This window comes from Mycobacterium sp. IDUB_5 (assembly GCF_055419565.1).
On the sequence record NZ_JBVAXX010000006.1, the window covers coordinates 205,238 to 217,783 of the forward strand.

The 12,546-nt window shown below is 69.4% G+C and carries 13 protein-coding genes and 1 pseudogene; 8 read left to right on the forward strand and 6 right to left on the reverse strand.

The features are described from left to right. Positions 1-91: 91 nt before the first annotated feature. Positions 92-217, forward strand: a pseudogene (locus tag ACZY1G_RS20950) (hypothetical protein); the annotation flags it as partial. 98 nt (positions 218-315) lie between these two features. Here ACZY1G_RS20950 and mutT1 read toward each other — a convergent pair. The 3 genes from mutT1 to cofC are packed head-to-tail and all read right to left on the reverse strand — an operon-like array spanning position 316 to position 4,191. Continuing rightward, positions 316-1,212, reverse strand: a complete 897-nt coding sequence (gene mutT1 / locus ACZY1G_RS20955) for an 8-oxo-(d)GTP phosphatase MutT1 (RefSeq protein ID WP_463823518.1) — start codon at positions 1,210-1,212, stop codon at positions 316-318. Positions 1,213-1,245: 33 nt separating this feature from the next. After that, a complete protein-coding gene (locus tag ACZY1G_RS20960; RefSeq protein ID WP_463823519.1) occupies positions 1,246-3,453 on the reverse strand; it encodes an RNA degradosome polyphosphate kinase in 2,208 nt (735 codons plus the stop codon). Between the two features lie 54 nt (positions 3,454-3,507). Next, the gene (gene cofC / locus ACZY1G_RS20965; protein ID WP_463816949.1) at positions 3,508-4,191 is read right to left on the reverse strand and encodes a 2-phospho-L-lactate guanylyltransferase; all 684 of its coding nucleotides are present in this window, start codon (positions 4,189-4,191) and stop codon (positions 3,508-3,510) included. A 53-nt stretch (positions 4,192-4,244) separates the two neighbouring features. On the opposite strand from cofC, the gene ACZY1G_RS20970 reads away from it, so the two are divergent. Genes ACZY1G_RS20970 through ACZY1G_RS20980 form a run of 3 tightly spaced genes read left to right on the forward strand, consistent with a single transcriptional unit; the run spans position 4,245 to position 7,459 of the window. After that, positions 4,245-5,222, forward strand: a complete 978-nt coding sequence (locus tag ACZY1G_RS20970; protein ID WP_463823654.1) for an NAD(P)H-dependent glycerol-3-phosphate dehydrogenase — start codon at positions 4,245-4,247, stop codon at positions 5,220-5,222. Further along, positions 5,222-6,334, forward strand: a complete 1,113-nt coding sequence (locus tag ACZY1G_RS20975) for a cystathionine gamma-lyase (RefSeq protein ID WP_463823655.1) — start codon at positions 5,222-5,224, stop codon at positions 6,332-6,334. The genes ACZY1G_RS20970 and ACZY1G_RS20975 overlap by 1 nt, the downstream gene beginning before the upstream one ends. Before the next feature lie 12 nt (positions 6,335-6,346). Further along, positions 6,347-7,459, forward strand: a complete 1,113-nt coding sequence (locus ACZY1G_RS20980) for a D-alanine--D-alanine ligase family protein (protein WP_463816948.1) — start codon at positions 6,347-6,349, stop codon at positions 7,457-7,459. Positions 7,460-7,462: 3 nt separating this feature from the next. Here ACZY1G_RS20980 and ACZY1G_RS20985 read toward each other — a convergent pair whose 3' ends face one another. Then, positions 7,463-8,011 carry a DUF3515 domain-containing protein gene (locus ACZY1G_RS20985; protein WP_463823520.1) on the reverse strand — a complete coding sequence of 183 codons (549 nt, stop codon included), beginning with the start codon at positions 8,009-8,011 and terminating at the stop codon, positions 7,463-7,465. A 9-nt stretch (positions 8,012-8,020) separates the two neighbouring features. Further along, positions 8,021-8,275 carry an Lrp/AsnC ligand binding domain-containing protein gene (locus ACZY1G_RS20990; RefSeq protein ID WP_463823521.1) on the reverse strand — a complete coding sequence of 85 codons (255 nt, stop codon included), beginning with the start codon at positions 8,273-8,275 and terminating at the stop codon, positions 8,021-8,023. Between the two features lie 128 nt (positions 8,276-8,403). On the opposite strand from ACZY1G_RS20990, the gene ACZY1G_RS20995 reads away from it, so the two are divergent. The 3 genes from ACZY1G_RS20995 to ACZY1G_RS21005 all read left to right on the forward strand — a co-directional run bounded on the left by ACZY1G_RS20995 (position 8,404) and on the right by ACZY1G_RS21005 (position 10,466). Beyond that, on the forward strand, positions 8,404-9,360 hold the full coding sequence (locus ACZY1G_RS20995) for a thiamine-phosphate kinase (RefSeq protein ID WP_463823522.1): 957 nt from the start codon (positions 8,404-8,406) through the stop codon (positions 9,358-9,360). A gap of 27 nt (positions 9,361-9,387) precedes the next feature. Then, complete coding sequence (locus ACZY1G_RS21000) at positions 9,388-10,065, forward strand: uracil-DNA glycosylase (RefSeq protein ID WP_463823523.1); 678 nt, start codon at positions 9,388-9,390, stop codon at positions 10,063-10,065. Positions 10,066-10,136: 71 nt separating this feature from the next. After that, positions 10,137-10,466 carry a hypothetical protein gene (locus ACZY1G_RS21005; protein ID WP_463823524.1) on the forward strand — a complete coding sequence of 110 codons (330 nt, stop codon included), beginning with the start codon at positions 10,137-10,139 and terminating at the stop codon, positions 10,464-10,466. A gap of 25 nt (positions 10,467-10,491) precedes the next feature. Here ACZY1G_RS21005 and rpmB read toward each other — a convergent pair whose 3' ends face one another. After that, positions 10,492-10,686: a 50S ribosomal protein L28 gene (gene rpmB, locus ACZY1G_RS21010; RefSeq protein ID WP_014815134.1), complete on the reverse strand. Its 195-nt coding sequence runs from the start codon at positions 10,684-10,686 to the stop codon at positions 10,492-10,494. A 221-nt stretch (positions 10,687-10,907) separates the two neighbouring features. Between rpmB and ACZY1G_RS21015 the strand changes: the two genes are divergently transcribed. Beyond that, positions 10,908-12,545 (forward strand): DAK2 domain-containing protein, encoded by a 1,638-nt coding sequence (locus ACZY1G_RS21015; RefSeq protein ID WP_463816942.1) that lies wholly within the window; start codon positions 10,908-10,910, stop codon positions 12,543-12,545. Position 12,546 lies beyond the last annotated feature (1 nt).

Consider the following 12,546-nt stretch of genomic DNA (forward strand, 5'->3'; position numbering starts at 1 on the left):
GGCCAAGAAGGCCGCGACCAAGGCTCCCGCCAAGAAGGCCGCACCTGCGAAGAAGGCAGCGCCTGCCAAGAAGGCTCCCGCCAAGAAGGCCGCGACCAAGGCTCCCGCCAAGAAGGCCGCGACCAAGGCCCCGGCCAAGAAGGCCGCGACCAAGGCTCCCGCCAAGAAGGCCGCACCTGCGAAGAAGGCAGCGCCTGCCAAGAAGGCTCCGGCCAAGCGCGGTCGCAAGTAATCGGTTTCAGACACCGAAGTTTCAGACGACGCAGTTTCAGGCGACGCCGTGAGCCAAGGCTCACGGCGTCGTCGCGTGTCGGGCTAGTGGGACGCCAGCGGTGAGCTGAGGTGGTCAGCGCTGATCAGCTGTCCACCTGCCAGCGTCAGTACCCAGGTGCTGCCCTTGCGATTGCGTGACTTGGCGGGGCGCACACCGTCGCGCTCACACCACCACGCGATCAGATCGGGAATGACCTCGCCCTGCGTGCAGATCACGGGGTGAGACGCGGTCTCGGCGATCTCCAACACCCGCTGGCGAGCCCTCTTCGGCTTCTCCGCGTATGCCTCTGCGGTCAAGGCGGTTTCGGTGACCACCGGGACGCCCAACTCCTCGGCGAGAGGTCCGAGGGTCTGATGGCAGCGGACCCGGTCGGCAGCGAACAACTGGCCGGCCCCGAACGCCAGCAGGAGATCCACGAGCGCCTCGGCCTGGGCGCGGCCGTTCTTGTCGAGCGGGCGCTTGCGATCGTCGCCGGAGTACCGCCTCTTGCTTCCCGCGGTGGCGTGCCGGACGACGAGCACCGTGGATGTGTCGACCGGCGACTTGCCGAACCGGCGCAGCACCTTGCGATCCAGCGCATAGTCCACCTGGCTCATCGCGTGCTCCAGGGGAAGCCACTTCAGTTCGTCCACTTCGTCGTTGGCCGCGAACTCGCCTGTGACCGTGCGGGCAGCCCAGTACCGAACCTTCTTCGTGGTGTCCTTGACGGGATAGCTGACCGTCGTCAGATGACGCCCGAGATGGGCGCGGAAGCCCGTCTCCTCCTCTATTTCTCGAACGGCAGCGACCGGTTCGATCTCACCGCGTTCGAGTTTCCCCTTGGGGAGGGACCAGTCGTCATACCGCGGACGGTGGACCACAGCGATCTCCGGATGACCCGTGGACTCCTGCGGGCGCCACAGAACAGCGCCGGCGGCCAGGATGGGTTCGGTCTTCACGGCGTCACGTACCCACTCTGGTGAATCGGCCGATCACGGATGGCGGTGGCTTTCCATCATCGAGACCTGATGATCGCGCACGGTCTGTCCTTCCTGAGGCAATGCCGTCCATTTGCCGTCGGCGCCGAGCTCCCAGCAGCGCGTCCGCGGATCCATGGCGGATTCGAAGATGTCGTTCAGCGAGGTCGTCAATCGCGGATCCTTGACCTGCGCCATGACCTCGACGCGGCGGTCCAGATTACGATGCATCATGTCGGCGCTGCCGATCCAGTATTCATCGATGGCGCGGAAGTGAATGATCCGTGAATGCTCGAGGAACCGACCGAGGATCGAGCGCACCACGATGTTCTCCGAGAATCCTTCCCCGCCGGGCCGCAGCGCGCAGATGCCGCGCACCACCACCTCGACCCGGACGCCGGCCTGGGATGCCCGGTACAGCGCGTCGATGACCTGCTCGTCGACCAATGCGTTGGCCTTCAACCGGATTCGACCCTCGGCACCGTCACGGGTGGCGGCGATCTCGCGGTCGATGCGTTCGACGATGCCGCGGCGCACGCCGAAGGGCGCGACGAGCAGGTTGCGGTAGGACTCCTTGCGCGAGTACCCGGTGAGGGAGTTGAACAGGTCGGTGAGGTCCGCGCCGATGTCCGGGGCGGCCGTCAGCAGACCCACGTCCTCGTACAGCCGGGCGGTCTTGGGGTTGTAGTTGCCGGTGCCGATGTGGCAGTAACGACGGATCATCGACCCTTCGCGGCGGACGACCAGGCATGTCTTGCAATGGGTTTTGAGTCCGATGAGCCCGTACACCACGTGCACGCCGGCCTGCTCGAGTGCGCGCGCCCACTTGATGTTGGCCTGTTCGTCGAACCGGGCCTTGATCTCGACCAGCGCCACGACCTGTTTGCCCGCTTCGGCGGCATCGATCAGCGCATTGACGATCGGTGAGTCACCCGAGGTGCGGTAGAGCGTCTGCTTGATCGCGAGCACATTGGGATCGGCGGCAGCCTGCTCGATGAACCGTTGCACCGTGGTGGAGAACGAGTCGTAGGGATGGTGCACCAGCACGTCACCGTCGCGCAGCGTCGAGAAGATGCTCTTGGGTGTCTCCCGTTCGCCGAACGCCGGGGGCGTGGCCGGCACGAACGGACGGTCCTTGAGTGCCGGCCGGTCGACGCCGTAGACCTGCCACAGCGACGAGAGGTCCAGCAGTCCCGGCACTTCCACGACGTCGCCCGCGGCCACGTCGAGTTCGCGAAGCAGCAGTTCCAGCATGCCCTCGGTCATGTCATCGGAGACCTCGAGCCGCACGGGGGACCCGAACCTGCGCCGCGCGAGCTCTCGTTCGAGGGCTTTGAGCAGGTCTTCGTCGCGGTCCTCCTCCACCTCGAAGTCGGCGTTGCGGGTGATCCGGAACGCGTGGTGCTCCACGATTTCCAGGCCGGGGAACAGCACGGGGAGGAACGCAGCGATCAGTTCCTCCATCGGCAGGAAGCGTGCGACGTCGGTGGTCCCCTCGCGGGCGGCGAGCTCGACGAAGCGGTCCACGTTGTCGGGCACCTTGATTCGCGCGAAGTGCTGTCCACCGTCCGGGTGCTTGACGGTGATCGCGAGGTTCAGGCTCAGGCCGCTCACGAACGGGAAGGGGTGCGCAGGATCGACGGCCAACGGAGTCAGCACCGGGAACACCTGCTCGTGAAAGTACGTCGATAGGCGGCTGCGTTCGTCGTCGTCGAGTTCGGCCCACGTCACGATCACGATGCCTTCGTCGGCCAGCGCCGGGCGCACCGCGTCCAGGAACACATGCGCGTGCCGACTGGCGAGCTGCTGGGTGCGCTCGCTGATCCGGCGGAGTTGTTCACGGGGAGACAGGCCGTCGGCCGAGCGCACCGACAAACCCATCTCGTCGCGGCGTTTGAGGCCGGCGACGCGAACCATGTAGAACTCGTCGAGATTGGACGCGAAGATCGCCAGGAACTTCAAGCGTTCCAACAGCGGCAGTGACGGATCGGCCGCCAGCGCGAGGACTCTGGCGTTGAAGTCGAGCCAACTCAACTCGCGGTTCAGATAACGGTCTTCGGGAAGTGGGTTCTCGACCGGGGGCGCGGTCGCGGCCGGTGGCGCTTCGGGTGCGGTATCGGGTACCGCCGATTCGGTGGTGCCCGCCACCGAGTCCGCCACGGAGTCCGCCACCGTGTCTGCCGTGGTCTCCGCGGGGTCCGGCCGGGTCTGCGCTTCGGTCATGCCCCCGATGATTCCCTATCCACCGGCGCCGCGGCTAGCAGAAGGGACTTGCGCTCACCGCAGTGCGCCGATCACCTGCGAGGTCGCCGACCCGAGCCCAAGATGACGGGCGTCGGCGAGGTCCTGCGCGGTGTCGATGTCGCATCGCAGCCCGGGCCAGGCGCCGGTCAATTCGGCAGCACCCGAACGGCGATGGCGCGCGGCGGAGTCAGCACCGAACAGAGGGCGAAGCGGTACGCCGAATGCGAACAGCGCAGCCGTCCCCGTGCCATGGCGGTCGGCCACATAACTTCGCCGGTGCGCACCCGCCGCGGTGATCGCCTCGGCCAGCTCCGACTCGCGCAGGGCGGGCAGATCTCCTTGCAACGCAACCACATTGGTGGTGCTGTCGCGGGCCAGCGTTTCCCCCGCGGCCAACGCGTGGTTGAGCGGATCGTGATGACCAGCCGGTGTCGGATCCTCCAGGGCCAGCGCGCCCAGGCGGCCGGCGGCGGCCGCGGCATCGGCGTCGGGTGTGACCACGATGACCGACCGGACAGCCGGCACGGCAATGGCAGCGGCGATCGTGTCCTCGAGCATGGCGAGGACCACACCGCCGCGGGTGGCCGGCGGGAACGCCGGCGCAAGGCGCGTCTTCGCCGCGGTCAGCCGCTTGACCGCGATCACCACACTGACGCCCGCGTCCCTGCTTCGCACGCGCGCGCCCGGAAAGGTGTTCATGCCGGTCACGAGCGCCATCCTGCCAGCAGTTATTCCCGACTAGTGTTGCAGCCGTGGTCGAGGCTGCGGTGATGGGTGCAGGAGCATGGGGCACGGCCCTGGCGAAGGTGCTGGCCGATGCCGGCAACGGGGTGAGATTGTGGGCGCGTGATCCGGAGCGGGCCGCCGAGATCAACCGGACGCACTGCAATCCCGGATACGTCGACGGCCCGCTGCCCACCTCCATTCGGGCCACCGGCGATCACGCCGAGGCGCTCAGTGGCGCATGCACCGTGCTGCTCGCCGTACCGTCGCAGACGCTGCGCGCCAATCTGACCCAGTGGACGCCGCATCTCGGTGCGGACACCACCCTGGTGAGCCTCGCCAAGGGCATCGAGCTGGACACACTGATGCGGATGAGCCAGGTGGTGGTGCAGGTGACCGGTGTCGACGCCGCTCGCGTGGCCGTCGTGACCGGTCCCAATCTCGCCAGCGAGGTCGCCGCCGAACAGCCCGCCGCGACCGTCATCGCGTGCAGTGACTCGGGTCGCGCGGTGGCGCTGCAGCGGGCGCTGGCCACCGGGTACTTCCGGCCCTACACCAACGCCGATGTCATCGGTGCCGAGATCGGCGGAGCGTGCAAGAACGTGATCGCCCTCGCGTCGGGGATGGCTGCGGGCGCGGGGCTGGGTGAGAACACCGCCGCGGCCATCATCACCCGCGGGCTGGCCGAGATCATGCGGCTCGGAATCGCGTTGGGCGCCAAACCGGCGACACTGGCAGGTCTGGCCGGCATCGGGGATCTCGTCGCGACGTGCATGTCCCCGCGTTCGCGCAATCGGTCCTTCGGAGAGCGGTTGGGGCAGGGCGGCACGATGGAGGCAGCGCTGGCCGCCACCGGCGGCCACGTCGCCGAAGGGGTGACCTCGTGCCGGTCCGTGCTGGCGCTCTCGGCGAGCTACGACGTCGAGATGCCGCTGACCGAGGCCGTGCACGGGGTGTGCCACAAGGGTCTGTCGGTGGAGGATGCAGTGTCTCTGTTGCTCGGCCGTTCGACGAAACCGGAGTGATGATGACGTACGGGGATTCCACGCGGAGCTTGAAAGCGATTGCTGGCGAACATGTTCCCGGTCAACCGGTGGGTCCGGTACCGGTGCCGGCGTCGGCCTACCACATCGATGCCGACGAGGACGACGCGCTCGACAGCTACGGCCGGCGACACAATCCCACGTGGCGGCAGCTGGAATCGGCCCTGGCGCAGCTCGAAGGCGCCGCCGCAGCGGTGACGTTCGCATCGGGCATGGCGGCGATCACATCCCTGCTGCGGGTGGTGACCGAACCGGGTAGCACGCTCGTCGTTCCGGCTGACGGGTACTACCTGGTGCGGGCTTACGCCACCGAATACCTCGCCCCCCGCGGGGTCACCGTCGTCCAGGCTCGCAGCGAGGACATGTGCGAGGCAGCCCGCGACGCCGACGTGGTGCTGGCCGAGACGCCGTCGAACCCGGTCCTGGATGTCGTGAATCTGCACCATCTGGCGATGCAGTGCCGGCCCCGGGGCGCGCTGCTCGTGGTCGACAACACGACGGCGACACCGCTGGGACAGCAACCGCTTTCGCTCGGCGCCGATCTCGTGGTGGCCAGCGCCACCAAGGCGCTCGCCGGGCATCACGATCTGCTCGCCGGCTACGTCGCCGGTAACCGGACCGACGTGATAGACCGGCTGCAGCGCGAGCGGCTCCTCGCCGGGCCGATCCTCGGTGCGTTCGAGGCGTGGCTGGTGTTGCGCGGCCTGGGCACCCTGGGCCTGCGGTTCGAACGGCAATGCCAGAACGCCGCGGCGCTGGCGATGATGTTGCGCTCGCATCCCGCGGTCGCGGCCGTGCGCTACCCCGGTCTGCCCGACGATCCGTCCCACGCCGTCGCCGCCCGGCAGATGCGTCGCTTCGGGGGCATCGTCTCGGTCGAGTTGGCCGACGCTGATGCGGTGCACGAGCTGGTGCGCCGCAGTGCCCTGGTTGTCGGAGCCACCAGCTTCGGCGGCGTGCACACCTCGGTCGACCGCAGGGCGCGCTGGGGCGATCCGGTACCAGCCGGCTTCGCCCGCATCTCCTGTGGAATCGAGGACACCGACGACCTGCTCGCCGATATCGAGTCGGCCCTCGCCGGGGTCGGCCGGTAGCCTCTCCAGACTGTGACTGCCCGCACCCGCGTTGCCGTCGTCTATGGCGGACGGAGTTCTGAGCACGCGATCTCGTGTGTTTCCGCAGGCAGCATCCTGCGCAACCTCGACCCGCAGCGGTTCGAGGTGGTCGCCGTCGGGATCACCCCGCACGGATCCTGGGTGCTCGGCGACGGCCGCCCTGAGAGCTTGGCCATCACCGACGGCTCGCTGCCCGGTGTGAGCGAGGCGTCCGGAACCGCGCTCGCGCTCTCGCCCGATCCGGCCCGGCGCGGGCAACTGCTGTCCATGGGGGAGGCCGCCGGCGAGGTACTGGCCTCGGTCGACGTCGTGTTCCCGGTGCTGCACGGCCCCTACGGGGAGGACGGCACCATCCAGGGCCTGCTCGAGCTGGCCGGAGTGCCGTACGTCGGCGCGGGCGTCCTCGCGAGCGCGGTGGGGATGGACAAGGAGTTCACCAAGAAGCTGTTGGCCGCCGCCGACCTGCCGATCGGGGACCAGATCGTGCTGCGGCCCCAGGACACCACAGAGTCGCTGGTGTCGCTGACCGACCGCGAGCGGCTCGGGCTGCCGGTCTTCGTCAAGCCCGCCCGCGGCGGCTCGTCGATCGGGGTCAGTCGCGTCACTTCGTGGGATCTGCTGCCGGCCGCGATCGAGCTGGCGCGGCGCCACGACCCGAAGGTGATCGTCGAGGCCGCCGTTCTCGGCCGCGAGCTCGAGTGCGGAGTCCTGGAGTTTCCCGACGGCCGCCTCGGTGCCAGCACGGTCGGCGAGATCCGCGTCGCCGGTGTGCGTGGCCGCGACGACGGCTTCTACGACTTCGAGACCAAATATCTCGACGACGCGGCCGAACTGGACGTGCCGGCCAAGGTGGACGACGACGTCGCCGACGAGATCCGCGCACTGTCGATCCGGGCATTCCAGGCCATCGACTGCCAGGGACTGGCCCGCGTCGACTTCTTCCTCACCGACGACGGCCCGGTCATCAACGAGATCAACACCATGCCGGGCTTCACCACGATCTCGATGTATCCGCGCATGTGGGCGGCCAGCGGGCTGGACTACCCGACCCTGCTCGCCACGATGGTCGACACCGCCGTCGCCCGCGGCACCGGCCTGCGCTAGCCGCTACGTGGCCGGGCCGGGATCGACCGGTCGCGCCGGCAACGCGTCGGCCAGGGTCTTCGACACCGTCTGGATGGCGTCGGGCCCTGAGCCGGAGGGCAGGGTCAACGCCACGTAGACGGGCCGGTCCACCGCGAACCACGTGGCTCGCTCGGTGTCGGCTGAGTCCTGCACCTGGAACCACGAGACCGCGTCGACCACGGTGAGCGGGGCGCCGACCACGAAGTCGGTCGGGCGTTCCACGCCGCACCGCAGCACCAGCGGTTCGCCGCCGTCGTCACGCTGCCATGCGACCGCCCCCGCCGGCGCGGGATCGACCAGTGGTGCGCGCCGGTAATCGCCCAATTCGTCGGGCAGCTTCTCCACCAGAGCGGCGCAGTCGGGACCGTCCGCACGGGGAGCCGGCACGCTCGAGAGTGCTACGGGTGCGGGGCCCTGCCGGTGCTGTGTGACCGTCGCGAACACCAGGAAGCCGACGGCCGCTCCGACTGCCAGCACGATCGCCCCGACGAGCGCAGCGCGGGGCGGACCGTCGCCGGTCGTGTCGGTCATGGCGACACTCTACGGGCGGGCGACCTCACCAATCGGGACGGCGATCGGGCACGTCAACGTCCGGGTGATGCCCGCCACCTGTTGCACGGCGGGCACCACACCCGACGTCAGCTCGGCCAGCGTCGGCGCCCCCACCCGCACGATCACGTCGTAGGGTCCGGTCACGGACTCCGACGACAGCACACCGGGGAGACCGGCGAGCTGTTTGGCAACGATCTCGGCACGGCCGACTTCGGTCTGGATGAGCACGAAAGCCTCGACCACGCCGCGATCCCTCCGTTCGGTCTGTACTCATCGCCGGCGGCGTCGACGGCGCCGCATAAGCTCTGTGGGGACCGTACCGCAGGTGAGCCCAGGGTTCAGGCCACGATCCAACAGGCGAGGGAGCAGTCATGGCCGACGGCACGCTGGCAGGAGACGGGGAGTTCGCGGTCATCGACCGTCTGGTCGCCGGGCGCCGGCAACCACCGTTCGTCGTCGTCGGCCCGGGCGACGACGCCGCCGTTCTCGCCGGCGGGGGCGCGACCGCGGTGAGTACCGACATGTTGGTACAGGACAGGCACTTTCGGCTCGACTGGTCGACACCGCACGATGTGGGCCGAAAAGCCATCGCGCAGAACGCCTCCGACATCGAGGCGATGGGCGGCCGCGCCACCGCGTTCGTCGTCGGCTTCGGCGCACCGGGTGACACCGACACCGGTCAGGCCGTTGCGCTGGCCGACGGGCTGTGGGAGGAGGCGGCGCGACTGGGGGCAGGCATCGTCGGTGGCGACATGGTCGCCGCCCCGCAGTGGGTCATTTCGGTGACGGTGCTGGGTGACCTCGATGGCCACCCACCGGTGCTGCGCAGCGGTGCCAGGCCCGGTGACGTGGTCGCGCTGGCGGGGGACATCGGGTGGTCGGGAGCCGGGTATGCACTGTGGCACAACGACATCCACGGATTCGATGCACTGCGGCGGCGCCACCTGGTTCCGGCTCCGCCCTACGGTCAGGGCGTCGTCGCAGCCCGGGCGGGTGCCACCGCGATGACCGACGTCTCCGATGGGCTGCTCGCCGACCTCGGGCACATCGCGGCCGCATCAGGTGTCCACATCGACCTGTCCCTCGAGCTGTTGCGCACCGACCTCGAGGTGCTCGGACCGGCTGCAGAAGCCGCAGCGGCGGACGCTCGGCAGTGGGTGCTCGGCGGTGGTGAAGATCACGCGCTGGTGGCCACCTTCCCTGCCGAGCCCCCGCCGGGCTGGCGGATCATCGGACGGGTCGAGGGTCCCGCAGCGGCATTCGGCGCGGGCGAGATCACCGTGGACGGCGCGGCATGGACGGGCAGTGCGGGCTGGCAGTCCTACTGAACCGCGGGGGCACTAAGTTGGCCTGTCGTGACCGCACGCCCGCTGCAGGAGTTGATCGACGAGTCCTGGGCAGCTGCCCTGGAACCCGTGCATGCCCGCGTCGCCGAGATGGGGGAGTTCCTTCGCGCCGAACTGGCCGCCGGACACCGCTACCTCCCGACTGGGTCGCAGGTGCTGCGGGCCTTTTCCTATCCCTTTGACGACGTTCGCGTCCTCATCGTCGGACAGGACCCGTATCCGACTCCCGGTCATGCCGTCGGACTGAGCTTCTCCGTCGGTGCCGACGTGCGTCCGCTGCCGCGCAGCCTGGCCAACATCTACACCGAATACCAGCAGGACCTCGGCTGCCCGGCGCCGGCCAACGGTGACCTGACCCCGTGGTCCGAACAGGGCGTGATGCTGCTGAACAGGGTGCTGACCGTGCGACCCGGCACGCCGGCCTCGCATCGGGGTAAGGGGTGGGAGGCCGTCACCGAATGCGCCATCCGGGCCCTGGTGGCCCGGGGACGGCCGTTGGTAGCGGTGCTGTGGGGGCGAGATGCCGCGACGCTGAAGCCGATGCTGGGGGATACCGCCGTGATCGAGTCGGCGCATCCGTCGCCGCTGTCGGCGTCGCGGGGCTTCTTCGGGTCGAGGCCGTTCAGCCGCGCCAACGACATGCTGGCGCAGATGGGTGCGGAGCCCGTGGATTGGCGACTGCCCTGACGAACGACCGAACCTGTGGGAATCCTGCGAATTGGGATCGGTAGCCGGTGCCCGCGGTGTGTACTTCCGTCATGATCACGACCTCGACCCGCTCGCTCACCCGGATTCTCGCGGGCGCCGCACTCTCGACCGTCGGCGCGGCCGCCACGATGTGGATTCCTGCCTTGGGATTGCAGATCGCCGCGGCGCAGCCCGACAACGTTCGATGCGACCCGGCGTGCCACGGCACGTGGTGTCCTGGAGATCCGATCAGCTTTCGGACCGAAGCGCTCGCTGCCACCTGGGACATGAATGTCTGCCACGAGTATCACCAGGTATCCGGGCAACCCGGCGTCTATGCAGAAGGTCCGCTTCCGCCGGGGACGTTCGTCTGCCCGCCGTTCGCGTTCATGTGCCCCTGAGGGGCGGTTCGTCGAGCCGGCTTGATCAGCCGCGGGTGACCTTGCCGGCCTTCAGGCACGACGTGCACACGTTGACGCGCTGCTTGTTTCCGCCCGGACGGGCCACCGCGCGCACCGACTGGATGTTCGGATTCCACCGACGGCTCGTCCGGCGATGGGAGTGCGACACCGACTTACCGAAGCCGGGGCCCTTCCCGCAGATATCGCACACGGCAGCCATAGTGAGAACTCCTCGTAAGTCAGTGCTTGGGGGTCAACGACCTGACGGGTGACCCGACAACCCGATCAGACTACCGGGCCGCCCCGAGGTTCGCCAAAACGGCATCCATGGCTGTCAACAGGACCGAACTCGTCCCTCTTCCCTGTCCGACGCAATGGCTAGGCTGGCGCCGGCGCGGCGCATGCACCGGCGTAGCGGCGCCCAGGCGTTCGGAGGTGAGGATGTCGGCTCGGCGGCTCGATGCGTCGACGCTGCGGCGCTGGGCACACACCGCGGTGTCGGACCTGATCAGCCACACCGACGAGATCAACGCGCTGAACGTCTTCCCGGTCGCCGACGCCGACACCGGCACCAACATGCTGTTCACGATGCGCGCCGCCTGGGCGCAGGCCGACTCCTGCAGCGCCGGTGACGACGTCACCGAGGTGGCGGCCGCGCTGGCCGACGGAGCACTGCGCGGCGCCCGCGGCAACTCCGGGGTGATCCTGTCGCAGATCCTGCGTGCGGTGGCCGACGTCACCGCCGCTGCCACCGAGGACCGCGTCATCGCCGACATCGACGGCCCGCTGTTGGCCGCTGCGCTGCGTCACGCCGTCACCCTGGTCGTCACGTCGATGGGTGAGGCCGTCCCCGGGACCATCACCTCGGTGCTGCAGGACGCCGCCGACGCCGCCGCCCGTGAGGCCGACGAACAGGAGGACGTGGCCGCGGTGGTGGCCGCTGCCGCCCAGGCGGCCGTCGCCGCGCTGGACCGCACCCCCAGCCAGCTCGACGTGCTCGCCGACGCCGGTGTGGTGGACGCCGGCGGGCGCGGCCTGCTGGTGCTCCTCGACGCGCTGACCACCACGCTCACCGGGCACGCCCGACCGCGGCCGCGGTACCGGCCCGAACCCGTCGAGACACCCGCGGTCGAGGCGGCCCACGCGGCGACCGCCCCGACCCCGCAGTTCGAAGTGATGTACCTGCTCAGCGGCGCCGAGCGGGCGGCAGTGGAGGTGCTGCGCGCGCGCCTGGACGAGCTCGGGGAGTCCGTCGCCATCGCCGCCTCGGCGGAGGCGGGCCAGTACTCAGTGCACGTCCACGTCGACGACGCGGGTGCCGCCGTGGAGGCCGCCCTCCAGGTCGGCAGGCCCAGCCGCATCCAGATCACGTCGCTGACCGGAGGGGCCGACCGCCATCCCGCCGGCGGGTGGGCGCGGGAACGCGCGGTGCTGGCCGTCGTCGACGGCGACGGTGCCGAGGAGCTCTTCACCAGCGAGGGTGCGCAGATCTTGCGGCCGGAACCCGGACTGCCCGTGAGCGCACACCACCTGCTGCACGCGCTGGTGAACACCGGCGCCGAACAGGTCATGGTGCTGCCCAACGGCTACGTCGCCGCCGAGGAGCTGCTCGCCGGGTGGGCCGTGGCCTCGGCCCGGGGGATCACCATGGTGCCCGTGTACTCCGGCTCGATGGTTCAGGGTCTGGCGGCGCTGGCCGTCCACGACCCCGGTCATGAACTCGTCGACGACAGCTACACGATGGCCAGGGCCGCGGCGGGGGCTCGCTACGGATCGGTGCGCGTCGCTGCGCAAGAGGCCCTGACGTGGGCGGGTGCATGCCGGCCGGGCGACGGACTGGGCATCGCCGGCGACGAGGTGGTCCTGGTCAGCGACAGCGTGGCCGACGTGGGCGCAGGGCTGATCGACCTGCTCCTGGCCGCCGGTGGCGAGCTGGTGACAGTGCTCACCGGTGCCGGCGTGCAGCCCGACGTCGCCGACGCCCTGGCCGAGCACGTCCGGCGCGAACATCCGGGAACCGACATGGTGAGCTTTCACACCGGCCACGGCGGCGATGTGCTGCTGATCGGAGTCGAATGAC

Excerpts from the sequence above, each read along its gene's own strand:
- cofC (WP_463816949.1), bottom strand. The coding sequence starts at position 4,191 with ATGGCGCTCGTGACCGGCATGAACACCTTTCCGGGCGCGCGCGTGCGA.
- ACZY1G_RS20960 (WP_463823519.1), bottom strand. The coding sequence starts at position 3,453 with ATGACCGAAGCGCAGACCCGGCCGGACCCCGCGGAGACCACGGCAGAC.
- ACZY1G_RS20995 (WP_463823522.1), top strand. The coding sequence starts at position 8,404 with ATGGCCGACGGCACGCTGGCAGGAGACGGGGAGTTCGCGGTCATCGAC.
- ACZY1G_RS21015 (WP_463816942.1), top strand. The coding sequence starts at position 10,908 with ATGTCGGCTCGGCGGCTCGATGCGTCGACGCTGCGGCGCTGGGCACAC.
- ACZY1G_RS20975 (WP_463823655.1), top strand. The coding sequence starts at position 5,222 with ATGATGACGTACGGGGATTCCACGCGGAGCTTGAAAGCGATTGCTGGC.
- ACZY1G_RS21005 (WP_463823524.1), top strand. The coding sequence starts at position 10,137 with ATGATCACGACCTCGACCCGCTCGCTCACCCGGATTCTCGCGGGCGCC.
- rpmB (WP_014815134.1), bottom strand. The coding sequence starts at position 10,686 with ATGGCTGCCGTGTGCGATATCTGCGGGAAGGGCCCCGGCTTCGGTAAG.
- ACZY1G_RS20985 (WP_463823520.1), bottom strand. The coding sequence starts at position 8,011 with ATGACCGACACGACCGGCGACGGTCCGCCCCGCGCTGCGCTCGTCGGG.
- ACZY1G_RS20970 (WP_463823654.1), top strand. The coding sequence starts at position 4,245 with ATGGGTGCAGGAGCATGGGGCACGGCCCTGGCGAAGGTGCTGGCCGAT.